This window comes from Mucilaginibacter angelicae (assembly GCF_042434235.1).
GTDB lineage: Bacteria > Bacteroidota > Bacteroidia > Sphingobacteriales > Sphingobacteriaceae > Mucilaginibacter > Mucilaginibacter angelicae.
In genome coordinates, this window is the sequence record NZ_JBHLTS010000079.1 from 331,522 (window position 1) to 352,906 (window position 21,385).

The 21,385-nt window shown below is 44.1% G+C and carries 17 protein-coding genes and 1 riboswitch; of the genes, 9 read left to right on the forward strand and 8 right to left on the reverse strand.

Going from position 1 to position 21,385, the window contains the following annotated elements; genetic code table 11:
• Window positions 1-82: 82 nt before the first annotated feature.
• Genes ACFFGT_RS31205 through ACFFGT_RS31230 form a run of 6 tightly spaced genes read left to right on the forward strand, consistent with a single transcriptional unit; the run spans window position 83 to window position 6,464 of the window.
• A complete protein-coding gene (locus ACFFGT_RS31205) occupies window positions 83-364 on the forward strand; it encodes a DUF427 domain-containing protein (protein ID WP_110584115.1) in 282 nt (93 codons plus the stop codon).
• A gap of 3 nt (window positions 365-367) precedes the next feature.
• Entirely contained in the window at window positions 368-1,753 is a 1,386-nt protein-coding gene (locus ACFFGT_RS31210; protein ID WP_377026435.1) for a mercuric reductase, read from the forward strand.
• An 11-nt stretch (window positions 1,754-1,764) separates the two neighbouring features.
• Window positions 1,765-2,727: an ABC transporter ATP-binding protein gene (locus ACFFGT_RS31215; protein ID WP_377026436.1), complete on the forward strand. Its 963-nt coding sequence runs from the start codon at window positions 1,765-1,767 to the stop codon at window positions 2,725-2,727.
• On the forward strand, window positions 2,720-4,291 hold the full coding sequence (locus ACFFGT_RS31220; RefSeq protein WP_377026437.1) for an ABC transporter permease/substrate-binding protein: 1,572 nt from the start codon (window positions 2,720-2,722) through the stop codon (window positions 4,289-4,291). The genes ACFFGT_RS31215 and ACFFGT_RS31220 overlap by 8 nt, the downstream gene beginning before the upstream one ends.
• 5 nt (window positions 4,292-4,296) lie before the next feature.
• Window positions 4,297-5,448 carry an ergothioneine biosynthesis protein EgtB gene (egtB, locus tag ACFFGT_RS31225; protein WP_377026438.1) on the forward strand — a complete coding sequence of 384 codons (1,152 nt, stop codon included), beginning with the start codon at window positions 4,297-4,299 and terminating at the stop codon, window positions 5,446-5,448.
• A 26-nt stretch (window positions 5,449-5,474) separates the two neighbouring features.
• Window positions 5,475-6,464, forward strand: a complete 990-nt coding sequence (locus ACFFGT_RS31230; RefSeq protein WP_377026439.1) for an L-histidine N(alpha)-methyltransferase — start codon at window positions 5,475-5,477, stop codon at window positions 6,462-6,464.
• A gap of 131 nt (window positions 6,465-6,595) precedes the next feature.
• On the opposite strand, the gene ACFFGT_RS31235 is transcribed toward ACFFGT_RS31230, so the two are convergent.
• The gene (locus ACFFGT_RS31235; RefSeq protein WP_377026440.1) at window positions 6,596-7,417 is read right to left on the reverse strand and encodes a phytanoyl-CoA dioxygenase family protein; all 822 of its coding nucleotides are present in this window, start codon (window positions 7,415-7,417) and stop codon (window positions 6,596-6,598) included.
• 124 nt (window positions 7,418-7,541) lie between these two features.
• On the opposite strand from ACFFGT_RS31235, the gene ACFFGT_RS31240 reads away from it, so the two are divergent.
• Window positions 7,542-8,432 (forward strand): AraC family transcriptional regulator, encoded by an 891-nt coding sequence (locus tag ACFFGT_RS31240; protein ID WP_377026441.1) that lies wholly within the window; start codon window positions 7,542-7,544, stop codon window positions 8,430-8,432.
• A gap of 93 nt (window positions 8,433-8,525) precedes the next feature.
• Here ACFFGT_RS31240 and ACFFGT_RS31245 read toward each other — a convergent pair whose 3' ends face one another.
• The 3 genes from ACFFGT_RS31245 to ACFFGT_RS31255 form a co-directional block, all read right to left on the reverse strand.
• Entirely contained in the window at window positions 8,526-9,182 is a 657-nt protein-coding gene (locus ACFFGT_RS31245; protein WP_377026442.1) for a response regulator transcription factor, read from the reverse strand.
• A gap of 51 nt (window positions 9,183-9,233) precedes the next feature.
• Window positions 9,234-10,034, reverse strand: coding sequence for a sensor histidine kinase (locus tag ACFFGT_RS31250; RefSeq protein ID WP_377026443.1), 801 nt, complete (start codon window positions 10,032-10,034; stop codon window positions 9,234-9,236).
• Between the two features lie 678 nt (window positions 10,035-10,712).
• Window positions 10,713-11,204, reverse strand: coding sequence for a hypothetical protein (locus ACFFGT_RS31255; protein ID WP_377026444.1), 492 nt, complete (start codon window positions 11,202-11,204; stop codon window positions 10,713-10,715).
• 358 nt (window positions 11,205-11,562) lie between these two features.
• Here ACFFGT_RS31255 and ACFFGT_RS31260 point away from each other — a divergent pair, with 358 nt between their 5' ends.
• Together ACFFGT_RS31260 and ACFFGT_RS31265 are read left to right on the forward strand one after the other, a co-directional pair.
• Window positions 11,563-12,504, forward strand: coding sequence for a hypothetical protein (locus ACFFGT_RS31260; protein WP_377026445.1), 942 nt, complete (start codon window positions 11,563-11,565; stop codon window positions 12,502-12,504).
• A 282-nt stretch (window positions 12,505-12,786) separates the two neighbouring features.
• Window positions 12,787-14,619 carry a hypothetical protein gene (locus ACFFGT_RS31265; RefSeq protein ID WP_377026446.1) on the forward strand — a complete coding sequence of 611 codons (1,833 nt, stop codon included), beginning with the start codon at window positions 12,787-12,789 and terminating at the stop codon, window positions 14,617-14,619.
• Window positions 14,620-14,679: 60 nt separating this feature from the next.
• Here the strand turns inward: ACFFGT_RS31265 and ACFFGT_RS31270 are convergent, their stop codons facing one another.
• The 4 genes from ACFFGT_RS31270 to ACFFGT_RS31285 all read right to left on the reverse strand — a co-directional run bounded on the left by ACFFGT_RS31270 (window position 14,680) and on the right by ACFFGT_RS31285 (window position 21,382).
• Entirely contained in the window at window positions 14,680-15,237 is a 558-nt protein-coding gene (locus tag ACFFGT_RS31270) for a hypothetical protein (protein ID WP_377026447.1), read from the reverse strand.
• Between the two features lie 197 nt (window positions 15,238-15,434).
• Entirely contained in the window at window positions 15,435-16,391 is a 957-nt protein-coding gene (gene metF, locus ACFFGT_RS31275; RefSeq protein ID WP_377026448.1) for a methylenetetrahydrofolate reductase [NAD(P)H], read from the reverse strand.
• Window positions 16,392-16,525: 134 nt separating this feature from the next.
• The gene (gene metH, locus ACFFGT_RS31280) at window positions 16,526-20,230 is read right to left on the reverse strand and encodes a methionine synthase (protein ID WP_377026449.1); all 3,705 of its coding nucleotides are present in this window, start codon (window positions 20,228-20,230) and stop codon (window positions 16,526-16,528) included.
• A gap of 178 nt (window positions 20,231-20,408) precedes the next feature.
• Window positions 20,409-20,519: riboswitch (SAM riboswitch) on the reverse strand.
• Window positions 20,520-20,653: 134 nt separating this feature from the next.
• Window positions 20,654-21,382, reverse strand: coding sequence for a Bax inhibitor-1/YccA family protein (locus ACFFGT_RS31285; protein WP_377026450.1), 729 nt, complete (start codon window positions 21,380-21,382; stop codon window positions 20,654-20,656).
• Window positions 21,383-21,385: the final 3 nt, after the last annotated feature.

Here is a 21,385-nt window from a genome sequence, read left to right on the forward strand (position 1 = left end):
AAATAAAATAAAATCGCACCATCAGGCTTGCAAACTTTGATGGGTTAAGGCTATCTTTATTCCATAAATCAATCATCTTTTTATGAAAGCTATCTGGAATAACCAGGTCATTGCCGAAAGTAATGACACTATTGTTGTTGAAAATAATCATTATTTCCCTAAAGAAAGTGTTAAGGCCGAGTATCTTAAGCCGTCCGACGTACATACAACCTGCCCATGGAAGGGGTTGGCATCATACTATTCGCTTGAAGTTGATGGCAAGGAAAACCAGGATGCTGCCTGGTATTATCCCGAGCCAAAAGAGGCTGCAACAAACATTACCAATTATGTAGCGTTTTGGAAGGGTGTAAAAATTACTGAATAAACTATGAAAACTTACGATGCCATTGTTATAGGTGCCGGTCAGGCCGGCGGCCCCTTAGCCAAGAGGCTGGCTAATGCAGGGAAAAAGACTGTTTTAATTGAGAAACGATTTTATGGCGGTACCTGTGTTAACGATGGCTGTACGCCCACCAAAACCATGGTCGCTTCGGCAAAGGCCGCCTATATGGCCGGTAAAAGCCATGAGTTGGGCGTACCCGTAAAAAAGTTTTCGGTTGATCTGGCCGCCATAAAAAAGCGTAAGGATGATATTGTATTACGCTCGCGTAATGGTGGGCTGAAAGCCGCCGAAAAAACGCGAAATCTTGATGTGGTGTTTGGGGAGGCTGTCTTTACCGGCGAAAAAACGGTTGAGGTTAGGCTTAACAGTGGTAAAAAGCAAACTTTTGCAGCCGGTCTGGTCTTTTTAAATCCGGGGGCATTGCCTTTGATCCCTGAAATTGAGGGCTTGAATGAGATTCAATATCTTAACTCAACCACTATACTTGATCTCGACAAAGTGCCGGAACATCTGCTTGTGCTTGGGGGAAATTATATCGGGTTGGAGTTTGGACAAATGTTCCGGCGCTTTGGTAGTAAGGTTACTATCCTGGAAAAATCGGAACGGATAGTTTCGCATGAGGACGAGGATATTTCAGCAGAGATGCAAAAGATCCTCGAAATGGAATCCATCACGATTCACAATAACACACAAGCCATTAAGTTTAAACAAAAAACGGGCGGCAAAATAACAGTGACTATATCCCAAAAAGGGGAGGAGCGGAAAATTAAATGCACCCATGTACTGATAGCTATAGGCCGTAAACCACAAACGGAGGCATTGAATTTACCCATTGCAGGGATCGAAACGGATGAGCATGGCAACATCAGGGTAAACGACAAGCTGGAAACTACCGCCGCTGGTGTTTATGCGCTTGGCGATGCAAAGGGCGGCCCGGCATTTACACATATTTCCTATAACGACTATACCATTGTTTACCGTAACCTTTTTGAGCAAACGGATTATAGCATCAAAGACCGGCCGGTGCCTTACTGCATGTTTACCGATCCGCAATTGGGCAGGATTGGCCTCGATGAAACTGGGGCAAAAAAACAAGGCATCAAATATAAAGTGGCAAAACTACCAATGGCACATGTGGCCCGTGCTATTGAAACCGGCGATACCCGCGGCTTTATGAAAGCTATTGTTGATCCGGTTACAAAGGAGATCTTAGGCGCTACTGTGCTTGGGCCCGAAGGCGGCGAGATCATGACCGTACTGCAAATGGCCATGGAAGGCGGCATTACTTACGACAGGATCCGTTATTGCGTTTTTGCCCATCCGCTGTATTCCGAATCGCTGAATAACCTTTTCATGACCCTTGGTGATTAAATCCGGCGCGCATGATAAAAGTTGACAATGTAAGCAAGCATTTTGGAGAGGTTAAAGCGGTTGATGGCGTATCGTTTGAAGTAGAAGAGCATGAAAACTTTATCCTGTTAGGTACCAGCGGCTGCGGTAAAACCACCTCGCTCAAAATGATCAACAGGCTTATTGAGCCAACAAACGGCGCTATTTACATTGATGGTAAAAACATCATGGAACAGCAGCCCGAAACCCTGCGCCGCGGAATTGGCTATGTGCTGCAAAATAATGGCCTGTTTCCGCATTATACCGTTGCCCAAAACATTGCAGTTGTTCCCAACCTGCTAAAATGGGATAAGCAGAAAACAGAAAAACGCACCGCCGAGCTGATGGAGAAACTTCACCTCGATGCCTCGTATTTAGATGTTTACCCTAATGAACTAAGCGGCGGTCAGCAGCAGCGTATTGGCCTGGCCAGGGCATTGGTATCTGATTCGCCAGTGTTATTGATGGATGAGCCTTTCGGGGCATTGGATAATGTTACCCGCTCAAAAATCCATGCCGAATTTAAAGCACTTGATGAGCTTAAGCGCAAAACCATCATTATGGTTACACATGATGTGCAGGAAGCCTTTGAACTGGGTGACAGGATCTGCCTGATGGACAAAGGCAAAATTGTCCAGTCGGGCACACCGGCTCAATTGCTTTTTAGCCCGGCGAACGATTTTGTAAAAGATTTTCTGAAGCACCAGCGCTTGCAGTTGGAGTTTAAAGCCATTAAACTGATCGATCTGTGGGAACTGCTGCCCGAACTGCATAAGGAGGCAAATGCATCGTCATTTACTGCCGGCATCAATTTGTGGGAGGCATTAGAGAGCTTTAAATTTAATGATGACGAAACCGTCAATATCAGTAAAGATCAAAATCAGGTTAAAACTGTAAGCTTTGAACAGCTGATGGCGGCTTTTTATCAATATAAAAACCACCAGGCCCATGAATGAGCAGCAGCAAACCTTATTTCAGTTTATGCAGCAGCAATCCGGCAAATTGCAGGAACAAACCCTGCAGCATATCGGGCTTACCTTCATCTCGCTCTGTATTGCTGTACTCGTTGGCTTGCCGCTGGGGATCCTTATCGTTCGTAGAAAGCAATTGGCGGGTGCGGTTTTAGGGATTGCCGGGGTATTGCAAACTATCCCCAGCATAGCATTGCTCGGTTTTATGATCCCTGTTTTAGGGATAGGCCCTAAGCCTGCTATTGTTGCCTTGCTGTTATATGCGCTGTTACCCATTATCCGTAATACATACACGGGCATTTTAGGGGTTGATGCGGCGGTTAAGGAAGCTGCGGTTGCCATGGGCATGAGTAAATGGCAAATATTATTTAAGGTAGAACTACCTTTGGCCATGCCCGTGATATTTGCAGGCATCCGCACCGCTACAGTGATTAACGTGGGTGTTGCTACGCTGGCTTCGCTCATTGCGGCCGGTGGCTTGGGCGAGTTTATTTTCGGTGGCATCTCGCTTAATAATACCAACATGATCCTGGCGGGGGCAATCCCATCAGCACTGCTGGCGATTATTTTTGATCTGCTGCTGTCAATGGTGCAAAAAATCAGTTTTAAAAAGCTGAAACGGGTTGTATATGTGTTTCCGGTGTTACTGATAATATTATGCCTGTTTTACATTGTTCCCGCAAAATCAAAAGGGAAACTTACTGCAGGCTTTACGCCCGAATTTATGGGCCGGCAGGATGGTGATCTCGGCCTCCGGAGTAAATACGGCTTAAAGATCCACACCATTGTGATTAGCGATGCGGTGATGTATAAGGCCGCGTTTGAAAAGCAGCTTGACGTGATCAGCGGTTATTCGACCGATGGCAGGCTAAAAGCTTACAACCTGGTTGTACTGGATGACGACAAGCATATTTTTCCACCGTATTATGCGGCGCCCATTGTGCGCGATGATGTACTGCAAAAATTTCCTGACCTTGAGCCGACATTAAACCTGCTTGCGGGCAAAATAAATGATTCAGTCATGACGGTTTTAAATTATCGTACCGACTATCTTCACCAAAGCCCCGAAAGGGTTGCTAAGGATTTTTTGGTTGCCAATAAATTGTGGCGGGCCGAGCGGGGTGGGAGCGATGGAATAGTACGCATAGGGTCAAAAATATTTGGTGAACAATACATCCTGGCTAATATGTACAGCATGCTGATAAAGGGCTATACAGATCACGATGTATCAACCAAAACAGGCCTTGGCGGTACCAAAATTTGCTTTGATGCACTGACCAATAACCAGATAGATTTTTATCCCGAATACACGGGGACAGGTTTACTGGCAATTTTACAGGCATCGCCAAAAATAGTTAACGAGGTAACAGTAAACAGGGATAACACATACAATTACGTACAGCGCCAGTTTGAAAGTAAGTATCAGATAAAATGGCTTAGGCCCATTGGCTTTAATAACGCGTACGCTTTAATGATGAGACAGAAACAGGCAAAAGACTTGAGTATTAAAACAATTTCAAACTTAAAACAGTTTTTGGACAGGAAGTAATTTCAATGGATTTAACAGCTCGGTACAAAGAAGTACGCCAGCGTACAGAAAAAATTTGCTCGTTTTTGCAAACGGAAGACTATGTAGTGCAGCCGGTAGTGGATGTTAGTCCGCCAAAATGGCATATTGGTCACGTAACATGGTTTTTTGAAACCTTTATCCTCAAGCCCTATTTCATGGGCTACCAGGAATATAACCCTGATTATAACTACGTTTTTAATAGTTATTACGAAACTGTTGGTACACGTGTAATCCGTACCGACAGAGGTAACCTGAGCCGCCCTACGGTTGTTGAAATTTACAGCTACCGCAAGTATGTTGATGAGGCTATGGAAAGCTTTTTGTGCGGTGATGTAAGTGACGATGTTAAAGAATTACTTATCCTGGGCTTCAACCACGAAGAGCAGCACCAGGAGCTTTTAATGACCGATATTAAATTCATATTAGGCCATAACCCGCTGTTTCCGGCCTATAATAAAAGTTATGTGGCGCCTCATATTGATGAAGGCAGGGATGATGCTTTTATTAAAATGGATGAAGGCATTTACGAAATAGGTTTTACCGGCGATGGGTTTTGTTTTGATAATGAGCTTAACTGCCATAAAGTATACCTTAATGCTTACCAGGTAAGCCCTATGCTGGTAACTAATGCTGAATATCTGGAGTTTATCAATAGTGGAGGTTATCATGATTTTAGATACTGGCATGCCGAAGGCTGGGATTGGGTAAAAACCAATAAGGTTGAAGCCCCGCTGTACTGGCATTTGGTAGATAACGAATGGCATAGCTATACCTATCATGGTTTAGAGCCTTTGCATTTAAAAGAGCCTGTTACCCATATCAGTTATTTTGAAGCCTATGCTTATGCGTCATGGAAAGGTTTAAGGTTGCCAACCGAGTTTGAATGGGAGGCAGCCGCCGGGAAATTTAACTGGGGCCGCCGTTGGGAGTGGACAGAAAGTTCATACCTGCCTTACCCCGGTTTTGCCAAAGCGCCCGGCGCCATAGGCGAATACAATGGCAAATTTATGGTTAACCAAAAAGTGTTACGCGGCGCGTCGGAAGTTACGCCTCCGGGTCATAGCCGTGCAACTTATCGCAATTTTTTTCAAACAAATTTACGATGGCAATTTACTGGCATAAGACTTGCGAAGTAAATTGTTCAAAAAAACCACCACCACCTATGAACCAAGTCTTTACACAACCAGTCGTTAGTTGTACCATAAGCGACGAAAACAGGCAGTTTTATGCTGACGTTATTGAGGGGCTGAAAGCAGAACCTAAGCGCCTTAACTCAAAGTATTTTTACGATGCCAATGGCGATAAGCTGTTTCAGGAGCTTATGAACTGCCCTGAATATTATCCAACCGATTGCGAGCTGGAGATTTTTTCAGAAAAAACTGCTGAAATCTGCGATGCACTGATTGCTGATGGCGATGCTTTTGACCTGATAGAGCTTGGTGCCGGTGATGCCACGAAATCAACTTACCTGCTTAAATACCTGCTTGATAAAAAGGCCGATTTTACTTACCTGCCGATAGATATCTCAGATAACGTAATATCGTACCTGAATATAACCCTGCCCGTAACCCTGCCCGGTTTAAAGATCACCGGCCTTAACGGCGAATATTTTGAAATGTTGAAAAAGGCTGCTTCAATTTCGCCAAAGCGTAAAGTGGTGTTGTTTTTAGGTTCAAATATTGGTAATATGCCGCTTGACGGAGCTATTGAGTTTTGCCGCGAACTAAGAAATAACCTGTCGGAAGGGGATATGGTATTGATTGGTATGGACTTGAAAAAGGACCCGCGGGTTATCCTTGCCGCCTATAACGATAAAGGCGGCATTACCCGTGAGTTTAACCTTAACCTGCTTCGGCGGATTAACCGCGAGCTGCACGCCGATTTTGATGTAAACAAGTTTGAACATTATCCAACCTATGATCCTGAAACCGGTGCCTGCAAAAGCTATCTCATCAGCTTACAGGATCAGCATGTAACAATTGGGAACGAAAAAATAGGTTTCAAAAAGGATGAATATATCTACATGGAAATCTCCCAGAAGTTTACTATCATGCAAACCGACCAGATAGCGATAAACACAGGTTTTCAGCCAATAGGCCAGTTTTTTGACACCAAAAAATGGTTTATTGATGCGGTGTGGGTGGCAGCATAAACAAACCATGATTTTTCTTAGCGCGTCATTGCGAGGCACGAAGCAATCCCCGATTAGCAGAGCGGCTATGCAAATTCACCCTGTATAGTTTGGGATTGCTTCGTGCCTCGCAATGACGGGAACAAAGAAAACTACAGCACTTTCGGATTCAACTCCGAATCTATCAGCCCGCCGATAGGTTTGCTCATCAGCCATTTATGGTGATCGTTTTTTTGCCATTCGTTTTTATAGGGGGTAATGCGGGCGCCATCGGCTACGTAAATGATGGTCATGATCTCGCGCATTTTATCCGAGTCGTTGCCGGGTGCGTTGTGGATGGTAAAACCCCGGTGCCAGGTTGCGTCGCCGGCCTTCATGGTTTTGGCGCGGGTTATTTCAAATCCTTTTTCTTTAACATAATCATCAAAAGCCGATTCCGATTCATCTGAAATCTCGGTATTAAACACAGCACCGTCAACGTATGAGCCCGATGCAAAGGTTAGCATACCCATGTTTACATCAATGTCAATCAGCGGCATCCAAAGGGTTACGGTATTGTTGGTGTCGATAGGCCAGTAGTACTGGTCCTGGTGCCAGGGGGTTGGACCACCACCAGGTTCTTTAAACAGGGCCTGGTCATGATAAATGCGTACGTTTTCAACACCCATTAAATCGGCAGCAATTTTGGCCAGGCGTTTGGCCATCACAAAAGTTTTAACATCCTCATCAACCTGCCACAGGTTCATGATCTGTAAAAAAGCTTTGCCGTACGTATCCCGCTCTTCCAGTTTGCGCTTTTCGGTATTATACCTGTCTGCCGCGCCAACAATTACGGGGCGATAGGAGGCAATTTCATCTTTTGTAAGCACTTCGTGTACAAGGGTATGGCCTTTTTCGCGAAATTCATTAATATTGTGGTTGGATAGTTTTATGAAATTTTCAAGCGACGGTAGGTGAGCGATCTGTGTATTCATAGCTTTTAGGTTTATATTTCAAAGTAAACTCATCTTTTGTTGAAAAAAAATGAAATGAATGGTACATTTATGGGTGATTTTATCCGTAATTTGATATGAAATAATATTTACGTTAAAATATGCAATGATAAAAGCGTCGTACGAAGTTCTTCAGCCCACAAATACACAATCATTTCTTGTGCGGAAATTTGATAAGCTGGCATTTGATGCCCCATATCATTTTCACGAGGAATATGAGCTGACGTGTATTATTAGCGGCACAGGCAAGCGCTATGTTGGCAGCCATATGGAGGATTTTGCATCCGGCGATTTGGTTTTGCTTGGCCCTAACTTGCCTCATTGCTGGAAACTTGAACCAAACGAAACCGTACTTCGCGAGGCAAGCGCCGTAGTGATCCAGTTTAATGATGCTTTTTTAGGCGAAGAGTTTTTCAACAAGTTTGAGCTTCAGCTTATCAAAAAGCTTTTTCAACAGAGCGGATGCGGCGTTTCATTCTATGGCGAAACCCGCGCCGAGGTGAAAAGATTGTTACTTAACCTGGTTGAGGAAAAAAGCAATTTCAGAATGTTGATAGGTTTGCTGGAGATATTGCACCGCATGGCTTCATCAGAAGAGTATGTACTGCTCGATCAGCACCGCATTATAGGCGAACGCTCTAATACCGAGCGTGAGCGGATCAATCCCGTGTTTGCTTACCTGGTTGAAAATTTCAGAAAGCACGTATCGTTAGATAAAGCGGCCAGCATTGCCAACATGACGCCGAATGCTTTTTGCAAGTACTTTAAAAAAGTTACCCGCAAAACGTTCATGGAAACCATAATTGAGTACCGCCTTAATTACGCTATACAGCAGCTGGTACAAACAGATAAGCCTATTTCAGAGATCTCTTTTGAGAGTGGTTTTGGTGATGTATCGCACTTTTATAAAATGTTTAAAGCCAAAATGAACCTGAGTCCGCTTAATTACCGCAAAAGGTTTATGCGCAATTTGGCTGGCGAAAAGCTATCGGCATAGCTTGGTGTTAGCTGATAGTCATTAGTCACAAGTCTTTTTCTGTTCTGCAATTAAAGCTTAAAACTCCGGACTAAAGACTTCAGACCAATAAGACTAAGTTACATTGATGATGCCTCGTTTAATGGCATAAATAACTAATCCCACTAAGTTTTTCGACCCGGTTTTTTCAAATAACCTTGCCCGGTAACCTTCAACAGTACGTACGCTCAGAAAAATTTTATCCGCTATTTCCTGGTTGGAGCATTCCTGGCATACCAGTTTAAGCACTTCAATTTCGCGCTCATTTAAATCGGTCCTATTGTTGGGGATATTATCGGCCTGGTCGTTACCCACCAGTTGTTTAATGAGTGTTATGGAAAGGTGCTCGTTAAAATAAAAGCCTTTGTTGTGAACGGTTGCTACTGCTTCGATGATCTCTTCCGGTTCGGCGTTTTTCAGCAGGTAGCCCGATGCTCCGGCTTTCATCATATCCACAATGTATTTATCCTCATTAAACATGGATAGCGCCAGGATCTTAATCTCCTTAAAATGCTGGTGAACGTAAGTGGCAGTTTGGATGCCGTCCATCTCAGGCATTTTAATATCCATCAATATAACATCAGGAGTTTTATCGGTTAATAAGCCAATCAGCTCTTTACCGTTCGAAGCTTCGAGTACCAGTTCAAAATCCCCGCAGTCTTCAAGGGTAGCTTTTAAACCATTTCTGAAAATTTTATGGTCGTCTACTATACCTAATTTAATTGGGCCCATTGGTTACTTTCAAAATTCAAATAATCAATAAATATAGGCTATTGATTTTAACTATGCTACTTTTAATTTAATGATAGTGATAGCCCCGCTAAGCGGTTTGCTATACGTATTTATTTCGCCGTTAATGAGTTGCACGCGACTTTGTAAGTTTTTAAGTCCGAAACCTTGCTTAACATCGCCCATATTAAAGCCCTTGCCGTTATCCTTAAACTCCATGACCAGGTACCCTGCATCCAGGGCCATATTGAGGTTAATGGCAGTGGCTTCCGAGTGCTTAATAGCATTGCCAAAAAGTTCCTGGGCTATGCGGTAAAATGCCAGTTCAATTTCATTCGGGAAACGTTTATCAGCAAAGTTTTTAGTGAACTTTACTTTGATATGGGTATTGTGTTCAACCTTGGTGCATAGCGCCTCAACTGCAACCAGCAACCCATAATCCGTAAGTATGGGGGGGAGTACATTTTGTATAATATTCCTGATCTCCTGGATGCATTCGTCGGCCAGCTTTCGCGTGTCCATTAACAGCGGTTGCGTTACTTCGTTTACGCAGTTTTTATCCAGCCTGTGCAGGTTAAGCTTTATAGCCGAAAGTACCTGGCCAACACTATCATGCAGGTCTTCGGCCAGGCGTCTGCGTTCGCTTTCCTGGGTTTCAAAAACGGCGTTCATCAATTCTGTTTGCCGGGCATCGTGCAGGGCACGCAGGTCCGCCTGGTTTTTTAACATTCTCCGCTGATATATAATTACGAAGAAGAATAAAAAAATAATCAATACAACAACCACAAGTGTCCCGATGATCAGAACCGGGATTAGTCCGTTTTGGGTTATCTCTAAAATAGGGCTGTTGTACATGATTATTATATATGCAAACCTAAATTAGTGATGTTTTTTGTGGTTTGCATAGTAAACCTATCGAATATAATATATTAGCTATAATATTCGTCACGCTATGGATCATGTAAAAGTCTGCGATATCTTTTTTAGGTATCTGATTAAGCAGCATAAAAAGAAATATGTTAACCGCTGAATAAAATAAGACCCCCGCGTTTATCCAAAACAATCCTTGTTTTTCAATATGTACAAATTCAAGGGGATTAAGTAATTGATAGAAATAAATAAGCGATAAAACAATTAAAAGAACACTCAATGAGGTTATTGATACAGATGGATATTCAAATACGTTTTTGGCATAAAATAATACTATTGCCAGTGTTGATGCCGATAAAACAAGCGCCAGTATTTTGAAATAAGGTTTTACATATATATTATAGTATACAAGTCCCATCAATATAACGCTAACGGTTACATAGATATGAAAGGTAGGCATTGTATTTTTCTCACGAAGTTCATATGATGCAATCCACAAGAAGCAGTCGAACGATACTGAAATAATAAAGTACCATGTAGCCAGCTTTAATGCCCTATTTAACCGTCTGTAAAAGACAAGTGCGGCGAATACCGGTGAAAAGCCGGAAACAACCGATAGGTCTTGTAGGAGGATATTGAGAGGCATCTTGAATGACTTTTTGGCTATGAGGTTTTTCCTGTAAGCCTATTTTGAGGACATCCAGCCCCCCCCGGACAAGGTATCGACATTTCACCAAGGGTATTAGATGTAGTAGCAGACATTAGTGAGAATGTTTGTACACCTTCTGTCGATTTAGCTTTTGGGGCATTTTCTTCAGGTAGCTGATCTTCCCCTGTTTCAAGAACCCCAGTTATAATAAAATGCTGCTGTCCACCAACGTTGGCAATTACAGATAATAGAAAATTGCTTATTGCTATCCAAAATTTTTGCCAGCCGTTCAGCCTTTGATCATTGGCATAATAGATACGGATCCCCATACAATCGGGCTGATTAAGTATGGTATTTAATATTTCGCGACCAAAAAATTGTGATATATTATCTTTAGGATTGCGGTGTCTGTGGTTTTCTGTCCATTGTGCTGCTAAATCAAGTTCAATTGGTGCGCCTTCGTGGCCGGTGATGGGTGATGATGGTCTTTTTTCTTGTGTTTCCATAAAAAATAATAGCGTGTAGGGATTTAGTTTGTATAAAACTAATACTAATAAGCATCTGTTTCAATGATATCTCCGGTCACATAAGCTGCAATGGATTTTTGATCTGGTTTTATGTTGTTGATTGTTAATAAATTACAAATGTTTTGCGTTTTGTTACCTGTTTATTATGCGTATTTTTACGTATCAGAAACTGTAATCTTACGTGGCTATAAAACTCTCCTTACTTAAGCTTTTTATGCATAAATGATCCTGCTTTTTAAGTTGTAAAAATGTTTTAATATAATACCTGAATATGGATATTGTTTATTAAATTGCTTTTAATAATAATCATATTACAAAAACCTATAACCCATTTTTTATGAAACAAGAAATGCAAATTGCACAGATCAGGCCGGAACAGGTTGGTGAATTCATCAGCGAAAGCTTTTACAAGGAACTAACCGAAAATTTTCAGCAGAAATTTCCTACTGAGATCCGGTCGGTGACGCTTAATCGCATGGCAGTTGAAACTGCTATGAGCGGTGAAAATGTGTCAGGCATTAAATTTATGAACGGCCTTGAAGATGCCAATGATCCATCGTCGAGGATTTTGGTTCTGATTCCTTGTAATTACACAGTCACAGCCAGTTTACCTAACTCTATTATTAATCAATACGGTTTTATGACTAACACCGGCGAAATTATTTCCTTGGAAAGGACATGGCAGGTATTGTTTAATCATGTATTAAACTTCAAAAAGCTTGATCCGGAAATGAGCTACACCAAAATCAATAGGGGATCATTTATGGGAAGGGTACGGTTAGGCGAATTTTTAAATGCTACGGATTGCCATAATTTTATTTATCACTTCGGACATCTCGCAGAAGAAGATCTGCCATATAAGCTTATTATTCAGCCATCTGATGGAATGAAAATGTTTATTGAACAAGCTGTGCCTTGTCCTGGTACAGCAGGCTGTCCTGCTGTAACCACATCAAATGATCCATGCGCCCTTACCCAAATTACAACAACCATGTTAGGTAGCGGAGCCGAAAGCCAGCTTAACCTGTTAAGAACTTTCCGCGACAAAATATTAACTGATAAGTTTAGTGGTGTGGAAGTTGAAAAGTACTATACTATTTCGGCGTCCTTACTGGAAGCTATAGATAAAACACAAAACAAAGAGGCGATATTTAAAGGCCTGTACGATAAATATATCGCTACTTCGCTTAACGCAATAAGCCAAAACGATGAGGCGACTGCTTTCGTCCTGTTTCAGGAAGCTATGCAACACCTTACCGAAACATATCTGTATCAATAACAACCTAAAATGTGATTGCAAAGCGTCTTTCCGGGCAGGAAAGGCGCTTTTTTATACAGAATTCTCTCCTTAAAGCGTAATTCTACGCTTTGTTCATGGTGATGATACGTTTTTATATCGCGTACCACTACAGGCTATAATAGCGTAGTGGCAACGTTGATTGCGTACCGGTTTTGCCCAAACTTTGACTCAGCAAATGAGCTCATTATAGTTTGCTTGCAGTGGAGTATGCTGAAAATCCAGTTTAAAGAGTAAGCCGGTACAAATACTAATCAAAAACTTATGAACTACATTATTAAAGGGAACCTGCGCGGTTTATTATGTTCGGACTGCGAACTGCCCGTTGCGGGCACATCGGTAAAAGTTTATCGTCCTTCCGATCAGCAGAACGAAACCCGGCTTGCTGTGGCCGATCCCAAACAAACCTTTCACCAGGTAAATGATGATGAACTGAAAGCCAAGGAACGACTGTTCATCACCCAGGCCGATGTACAGGAAAACGGCGATTTTGCCATCGAAATTGACGGCGCTAAATCCGGCTATGAAGGCGGCAGCATTGATGTGGACTGGTATTGCGGCAATGTGCCTTTCAAAATTCCACTGCCTAAAAAAGACCCGGCATTGCAGTTTCATATTACTACGCTTCAACCCCTGTATAAAAGCACGCAGGAAAATGCTCAATACGCGAGATTTGATTATAAAATAGATTCCAAATGGTTTTGCCGGATCCTTACCCTGCTTGATATTTGGGTGGTTTGCGGTTATGTTACCGATTGTGAAACCAAAGCGCCTATTGCAGGGGTTAGGGTATTTGCTTACGATGTTGACTGGCTGCAGGACGATGCCCTGGGTGATGCCTTCACCGATAATAACGGGAAGTTTACCATTGTATACCCCGGGGATAATTTCAGGAAAACCTTATTGCCATGGCTTAATGTTGAATGGCCCGCCGGTCCGGATTATTATTTCAGGATCGAGAGCTCATCGGGCACTGTATTGCTGGCCGAAGACCGCACCCGCGGCCGCCAGAACGACAGGCACAATGCCAATAATTGCTTTTGCGTAAAACTTTGTACCAAAGGCGGCGGCGAAGTGCCATGGTTTACTTCAGTAGGGTATTTCAGCATTACTTCGGATATTGACGCAGGCGGTAAAACCCTTATCACCAAGTTTGGTGCTGGCGGTACAGGTTATGGTTTTTTCGGTTCGGTTAAGCTGGGAGGTTATGCTACCAAAAGGGTTCCCTCGGCACCGGGCAGCGTGCTTCATTACCGCTTTTTATACTCGCTTGATAATGTAAATTTCAGCCCGGTAACTGTTGCCCAAATGGAGGGCACCGCGTTGAAGGTTGCTACCCGGCAAATTACCTGGAACGGCACCGTGGGTTTTCAGGATGTAGTGATTGATATTAATCAGCCTGCTTCGGTTCCCGATAGTATCCCGGCCGATAGTTTTCCCAACCCCATACCCGATCATGTGCTGCATCCCGATGCCAACGGTTGGGTAAGGGTTGACCAGCCAGCGCTTGACAATGGCTTTTATGGTTCACTGTTTTATTTAAATACCAATACCATTATTGGCGGCGGTGATGCCAGCACCGGGCTGCTCCCTGGCGATGAGGTATTACCGGTAAATCAAAAAAACGGTACTATGCTGTATATTAAATTTCAAACTACCGATGACCCAACTAATCCGTCATCACCCAATTTAAATACGCAGGCGCTCATCGGTAAAATTTATGTGAATAACTGGAACGATGTTAACCTGCTTAAGCTGCAGGAACTATTTAATGGTGGCGGCAGCGGATGTACCCCGGTTCAGAGTGCAGCACACGCCAATTTTACAGCCGATCACGAATTGATGCTTAACTGGGCACTGGGTGTAAACTCAAACGCCCTTGCCCATGAGGTGCACGGATTGCCGCAAGGCAACGTACCGCGGGGAGGATTTGCCAAGTTTGATCTGGTAAACCCGCCAATGGGTTTTGTTTTAGACCAGCCTTTCAGCGCATGGCCCTCATGCGCCTATAGCCTAACCTTAGGCACCGTACGTAAGCTGACCACCGGCGAGAGCAACGACCAGGGCAGAACTAACCAGGTTATCTTTTGTAAGTAACCTGTATGTGGACGGGGGAAGAGGGTGCCGTTGCATGTCGGCGCCCTCTCGTTTAAGCTATTAAAATAGCCTCAGGATGTACGAAGCCTCGTACGCAAGAAACAGGATCACTAAAACCGCATGAAACTTCCGGTTCTCCACCTTAATGGCTATCATGCATAATATAAAATGGCTGATATTGCGGATAGGGTATTCGATATTGTAATGATGTACGTAGGAGGGACCCTTTATTTCGGTATCAATAATATCAAGCAGGTAGCTGGCCCCTAAAATGCTGAAGATCCATTTGCGGCGCGAATAGAAGTAATCTTTGTAGTCCTGGTAATCCTTCAGGTCATCGGGGTATAACAGGGCACAAACGCTGTAATAGGTTACAATGTAGATGATGATAAAAAAGTACTCGGCAAAAAGCCAGTGCTTTATTTCGTGCAGGCTGATCTCCCACCACCAAAAATGCAGCAGCAATATAAACATGTAAAGTGTCCACAGGTTATGTACCCAATAGGGTTTATCCCGGCCGGGGTGCTGGATCTGTTTGGCCGCGCCTTTAAGCAGGTGGGTAATGCTAAGGCCCAATGTAATGCTGATAACAGCCTTGATGTGACTAAAGGTATCCATAGGCAGGTTTATTACTAAATAAAAATAGTGTTTTATTTTAGTAATGCTGTCGTTATAGATGTCTGTTATTCAATTACTCTCGTCATTGCGAGGTACGAAGCAATCGCGAACTATACAGAGCGGCTTTGCTAATCGGGGATTGCTTCGTACCTCGCAATGACGATTTGAGAAAGTTTTGCGGAATTTTTTATGAAAAACTAAAATATCGCCTCAGCAATCCTTTTTGTCGGCCCGGCGTTACTCATTGTATAAAAGTGCAGTACCGGCGCACCAAAGGCTATCAGTTCTTTACACTGGTTGATCATCCATTCAATACCTACCTCTTTCACTGCTTTTTCGTTTTCACAGGCATGGATAGCATCGCTCAGATCTTCGGGGATATCGATATGGAAGGTTTTTGATAACGTAACCAGTTGTTTTGATGAGGTGATCGGTTTTAGCCCCGGAATAATAGGCACATTGATGCCATTGGCCCGGCAGGCCTTCACAAACTCTTTGTACCTGTCAATATCAAAAAACATTTGGGTTACAATGAACTGCGCTCCCATTTCTACCTTTTGTTTCAGGTATTTGAAATCGGTTTTAAGGTTGGGGGCTTCAAAGTGTTTTTCGGGATACCCGGCAACACCGATACAGAAATTCGTTTTTGCGGAGTTGCCATGATCTTCGTGCAGGTAAATGCCGTTGTTCATGTTAACCACCTGCTCTAACAAGTCCGTAGCAAAGCAATGGCCATTAGGCGTAGGTACAAACGATGAATCGCCAATGCGGGCATCACCGCGCAATACCAGCACGTTTTCGATGCCCAAAAACTCCAGTTCGATAAGCGCGTTCTCGGTTTCATCTTTAGTAAAACCACCACAAAGTAAATGTGGAACGGTATCAACTTTATACTTGTTCATGATAGCCGCGCAAATAGCGATAGTGCCGGGGCGCTTGCGGTAAGCCAGCTTTTCCAGTAAGCCATTAGGGTGCTGCTTATAGATAAAATCTTCGCGAAGCGAGGTTACATCAATAAACGGAGGTTTAAACTCCATGAGCGGGTCGATAGCATTATAAATGCCCTGGATGCTCTGCCCCTTTAAAGGAGGGATCAGCTCAAAAGAAAAAAGTGTTTTGCCGTTGGCGTTTGCTATATGTTCAGGTATTTTCATTTGGCGCTTTTAGCTGCGTAATATTATTGTATCCGTCATTGCGAGGTACGAAGCAATCCCCGATTGGCAGAGCCGCTCTGTACGGTTCGCGATTGCTTCGTGCCTCGCAATGACGTGGTTTATATCATTTTAGTTTAATAATTAATATTCGGCCCTAACCATCTTTCTACATCTTCCAGCGGCATATTCTTCCTTACCGCATAATCCTCAACCTGGTCTTTACTAATCTTGCCCAGCCCGAAATACCTTGCCTGCGGATGCGCGAAGTAAAAACCGCTTACCGATGCGGCAGGCATCATGGCCAGGCTTTCGGTAAGGTGCATGTGTGCGTTATCTTCGGCTTTCAGCAGTTCAAATAAGGTGGTTTTTTCGGTATGGTCCGGACAGGCGGGATAACCCGGTGCCGGGCGGATGCCCTGGTATTCTTCCTTAATCAGGTCGACGGTGCTTAGCTGCTCGCCTTTGGCATAACCCCAGTGTTCTTTACGCACCAGTTCGTGCATTTTTTCTGCGAAGGCCTCGGCAAGGCGGTCGGCAAGGGCTTTGGCCATGATGCTGTTATAATCGTCATGGTCGGCCTCAAACTCGGCTACCAGCTCATCGCAGCCAATACCTGTGGTTACAGCAAAGCCGCCAAAGTAATCGGGTACGCCGCTTTCTTTTGGCGCGATAAAATCCGACAGGGCATAATACGGGTCGTTCTTCACCTTTTCGGCTTGCTGGCGAAGGGTGTGGATGCGGGATAATACCTTGGTACGGCTTTCATCTGTATATAGCTCAATATCATCGCCTACACTGTTCGCTGGCCAAAAGCCAATAACGCCGGTGGCGGTTAATAGCTTGTCTTTAACAATGCGTTTCATCAGCTCCTGAGCATCATCAAATAGTTTTTTGGCTTCAACGCCTACAAACTTATCATCAAAGATTTTAGGGTAGCTGCCGCGGAGCTCCCAGGTGTGGAAAAACGGTGTCCAGTCGATATAGGGCAGCAACTCTTCCAACGGATATGATTCAAATACTTTGGTGCCGGTAAATGCAGGTTTCGGTGCCACATCGCCATCCAGACTGATCTGGAATTTGCCCGCACGGGCTTCCTGGATAGTTACGAAACGCTTGTCCGACTTTTTATTGGCATGCGCCTCACGGGCTTTGGCGTATTCGTCCTTAATGCCCTGGATATAGGCGTCGCGGTTATCCTTGCTCATGAGGTTGCTGCACACGGTAACACTGCGCGATGCATCCAATACATGGATGGCAGCGCCCGAATATTGAGGAGCAACCTTTACAGCAGCGTGAATGCGTGATGTAGTGGCGCCCCCAATGATCAGCGGAATAGTAAAGCCTTCACGCTCCATCTCTTTGGCAAAATGCACCATTTCATCAAGTGATGGGGTAATTAAACCACTCAGACCGATGATATCGACATTTTGCTTTTTAGCTTCTTCAATAATACGCTGAGCAGGCACCATCACCCCGAGGTCAATCACCTCGAAGTTGTTACAGGCCAGTACCACGCCAACTATATTTTTGCCGATGTCATGCACATCGCCTTTAACGGTGGCCATTAAAACCTTACCGGCATTGGCGCGCTGATCGGCATTGGCGTTGTTCCTTTTCTCTTCTTCAATAAAGGGCAGCAGGTAAGCCACTGCCTTTTTCATAACACGGGCCGATTTTACCACCTGAGGCAAAAACATTTTACCTGCACCAAATAAGTCACCCACGATGTTCATCCCATCCATCAGCGGGCCTTCAATTACTTCAAGTGGTTTGCTGTAGGCCTGGCGGGCTTCTTCAACATCGTCGTCAAGGTATTCAACAATACCTTTCACCAGTGAGTGGGAGAGGCGCTCCTGTACAGTTCCCTTGCGCCACTCTTCGTCGCGTACTACTTCTTTACCTTTACTTTTGATGGTATCGGCAAATTCAACCAGTCGCTCGGTAGCATCCGGGCGGCGGTTAAGGAGCACGTCTTCTACCAGTTCTAAAAGGTTTTTGGGAATCTCCTCGTAAACCTCCAGCATTCCAGCGTTTACGATACCCATATCCATGCCGGCTTTAATGGCGTGGTACAGGAAAGCCGAGTGCATAGCCTCGCGCACGGTATTATTACCCCTGAACGAGAACGAAATATTACTCACCCCGCCGCTTACTTTGGCGTGGGGCAGGTTTTGCTTGATCCAGCGGGTGGCTTCAATAAAGTCGACCGCATAGTTGTTATGCTCTTCCAAACCGGTGGCAACGGTAAGGATGTTAGGGTCAAAAATGATGTCCTGCGGCGGGAAACCCACTTCATTCACCAATATATCATATGATCTTTTACAGATCTCAATGCGGCGTTCCAGTGAATCGGCCTGGCCGGTTTCGTCAAAGGCCATTACTACAGTTGCAGCACCATAGCTCAGGATCTTGGCGGCTTGTTCTTTAAACTTTTCTTCGCCCTCTTTCAGGGAAATGGAGTTTACGATGCCTTTACCCTGTACACATTTCAAACCGGCCTCAATCACCGTCCATTTGGATGAGTCGATCATGATCGGCAGCTTGGCAATATCGGGCTCAGAAGCAACCAGGTTCAGGAATTTCACCATCACCGCTTCCGAATCGATCATACCCTCATCCATATTGATATCGATGACCTGCGCGCCGCCTTCTACCTGTTGCAGGGCAACACTGAGCGCGGCCTCATAATCTTCGGCAAGGATGAGTTTGGAAAATTTAGGCGAACCAGTAATATTGGTACGCTCACCCACGTTCACAAAAATACTTTCGGGCTTTATAGTAACAGATTCCAAACCGCTCAGGCGCATATCCGGTTCAATTTCCGGGATAAGGCGGGGCGGGTATTTGGCAGCTTTATCAGCAATACACTTAATATGCTCTGGTGTAGTACCGCAGCAACCGCCAACAATGTTAACCAGCCCGGCTTTGATAAAATCATCAACCTGGTGGGCGGTTTCATGCGGGGTTTCGTCATACTGGCCAAACTCATTAGGTAAGCCTGCATTTGGATAGGCAGAGATAAATACACCTGCTTTTTCAGAGAGCTCGGCAAGGTGGGGGCGCATTTCCCTTGCGCCTAAAGCACAATTTAAACCTACCGAAAGCAGGTTAGCATGGCTTATCGAATTCCAGAAAGCCTCAACCGTTTGGCCCGAAAGCGTACGGCCCGAAGCATCGGTAATAGTACCCGAGATCATGATGCCGCCGCTATCCCTGAAAGCAGGGAAATCCTTACCGGCAGCTTTGCATTCCAGCTCATAACGTTTTATGGCGAAAAGGGCAGCCTTGGCATTCAGCGTATCAAAAATGGTTTCAACCAGTAATAAATGTGAACCACCATCAACCAAACCACGAACCTGATCATAGTAGGCATCGGCGAGATCATCAAACGTAACTGCGCGGTATCCTGGGTCATTAACATCAGGTGATAAGGAAGCAGTACGGTTTGTTGGCCCTACGGCACCGGCAACAAAACGTGGTTTAGCAGGGTTACGCAAGGTATATTCGTCGGCCACTTCGCGGGCAATGCGGGCGCCTTCGTAGCTTAGTTCATAGGCCAGCTCTTCCAGGTGGTAATCGGCAAGGGAAATTACCTGCGTGCTGAAGGTGTTGGTTTCGATGATATCGGCACCGGCCTCCAGGTATTCGGCATGGATGGCCTTGATAATATCAGGGCGTGTGATGTTGAGCAGGTCGTTATTGCCCTGCAGGTCGCTATGATGATCGCGAAAACGCTCGCCACGAAAATCCTTCTCGGTAAGCTGGTACCGTTGTATCATGGTACCCATCGCTCCATCAATCACCAGGATGCGTTTCTGTAATTCTTTTCTAATGTCCATTTTTTCCGGTTGGCCGTTGCCAGTGTTGCAGTTTGCAGCTATCAGTTTGCGGTGGGCAGTTAGGCAATGTACATTTACTACAATGGTTTAAATAAAAACCCAATACTGCAAACTGCTAACTTAAAACTGCAAACTAAAAGATGGCTTATCTCGAAAAGTCGGGTGTTGTTATGACTTTCGCTTATCTGTCTCAGGGGCCATTTGGCTGCTGAGTAGAATGTAGCACCTTGTGAAGCACAGGTTGCTAAGACATCGCAGGGTCTAATCCCTCCGTCTTTCTCCATAAGCAGTGCAAAGTTGCGCAATAAAGTTGTCATTTGCAAGTGTATAACGTACCCTGTATATCATAGCTAAGCCACATTGTTAAACAAAAAAAGCTGCCCTTTTTCAAAGGCAGCTTTCTGATTTAATTTCTTGATGAGATTATCTTCTTCTGCCGAATAAACGGAGGATCATGAAAAATAGGTTGATTAGCGTAATATAAAGTGCTAAGGCGCCTATCAAAGCCAGTTTTTTAGAACTTGCATCACCATATTCAATACCTGCGCCAATACGTTTAAGCATTTGCATGTAGTATGCCGTTAAACCGGTAAATACTGCTATACCTATATAGCTGATGATATAACTCATTTGCTCGCTGTGCATAAAGAAGTTAGCTAATGAAGCTACAAAAATGCCTATGAATAAAATGTAGAGGATAGAACCGAACCGGGTTAAATCCATTTGCGTGGTATAGCCTGCTATAGCCATTATACCAAAAGTTACGGATGCTGTAATGAATACACCGAGTATTGAAGCCGCTGTATAAATTAAAAAGATCACACTTAAGCTAATGCCTATAAGGGTTGCGTAAGCAACAAAAAGTAAAACCAGTATAGGGTACGAAATCCGGTTGTACCCAAACTGCATTACCAGTGAAAAAGCCAATGGCGAAAAGATGGCGAACAAGCCGAAACCTGTATAACCTGTTGGGCCAACAACTAAGTTTATTAAACCCATGTTCAGGAACAGGTACACTGTTACAGCCGAAACGCCAAGTGCAAGGAACATCCAGCTGAAAACGCCAGCAAGAAACCTGCGCGACATTGTGGCCGAAATATCCTCAACCTCAATTATATTATCGTATTTGAATTTAGAATCTTTAATTTCCATTTT

Coding starts and splice junctions, on each gene's coding strand:
- metF (WP_377026448.1), bottom strand. CDS start 16,391: ATGAAAATACCTGAACATATAGCAAACGCCAACGGCAAAACACTTTTT.
- egtB (WP_377026438.1), top strand. CDS start 4,297: ATGGATTTAACAGCTCGGTACAAAGAAGTACGCCAGCGTACAGAAAAA.
- ACFFGT_RS31240 (WP_377026441.1), top strand. CDS start 7,542: ATGATAAAAGCGTCGTACGAAGTTCTTCAGCCCACAAATACACAATCA.
- ACFFGT_RS31260 (WP_377026445.1), top strand. CDS start 11,563: ATGAAACAAGAAATGCAAATTGCACAGATCAGGCCGGAACAGGTTGGT.
- ACFFGT_RS31245 (WP_377026442.1), bottom strand. CDS start 9,182: ATGGGCCCAATTAAATTAGGTATAGTAGACGACCATAAAATTTTCAGA.
- ACFFGT_RS31205 (WP_110584115.1), top strand. CDS start 83: ATGAAAGCTATCTGGAATAACCAGGTCATTGCCGAAAGTAATGACACT.
- metH (WP_377026449.1), bottom strand. CDS start 20,230: ATGGACATTAGAAAAGAATTACAGAAACGCATCCTGGTGATTGATGGA.
- ACFFGT_RS31230 (WP_377026439.1), top strand. CDS start 5,475: ATGAACCAAGTCTTTACACAACCAGTCGTTAGTTGTACCATAAGCGAC.
- ACFFGT_RS31210 (WP_377026435.1), top strand. CDS start 368: ATGAAAACTTACGATGCCATTGTTATAGGTGCCGGTCAGGCCGGCGGC.
- ACFFGT_RS31215 (WP_377026436.1), top strand. CDS start 1,765: ATGATAAAAGTTGACAATGTAAGCAAGCATTTTGGAGAGGTTAAAGCG.
- ACFFGT_RS31285 (WP_377026450.1), bottom strand. CDS start 21,382: ATGGAAATTAAAGATTCTAAATTCAAATACGATAATATAATTGAGGTT.
- ACFFGT_RS31235 (WP_377026440.1), bottom strand. CDS start 7,417: ATGAATACACAGATCGCTCACCTACCGTCGCTTGAAAATTTCATAAAA.
- ACFFGT_RS31220 (WP_377026437.1), top strand. CDS start 2,720: ATGAATGAGCAGCAGCAAACCTTATTTCAGTTTATGCAGCAGCAATCC.
- ACFFGT_RS31250 (WP_377026443.1), bottom strand. CDS start 10,034: ATGTACAACAGCCCTATTTTAGAGATAACCCAAAACGGACTAATCCCG.
- ACFFGT_RS31265 (WP_377026446.1), top strand. CDS start 12,787: ATGAACTACATTATTAAAGGGAACCTGCGCGGTTTATTATGTTCGGAC.
- ACFFGT_RS31255 (WP_377026444.1), bottom strand. CDS start 11,204: ATGGAAACACAAGAAAAAAGACCATCATCACCCATCACCGGCCACGAA.
- ACFFGT_RS31270 (WP_377026447.1), bottom strand. CDS start 15,237: ATGGATACCTTTAGTCACATCAAGGCTGTTATCAGCATTACATTGGGC.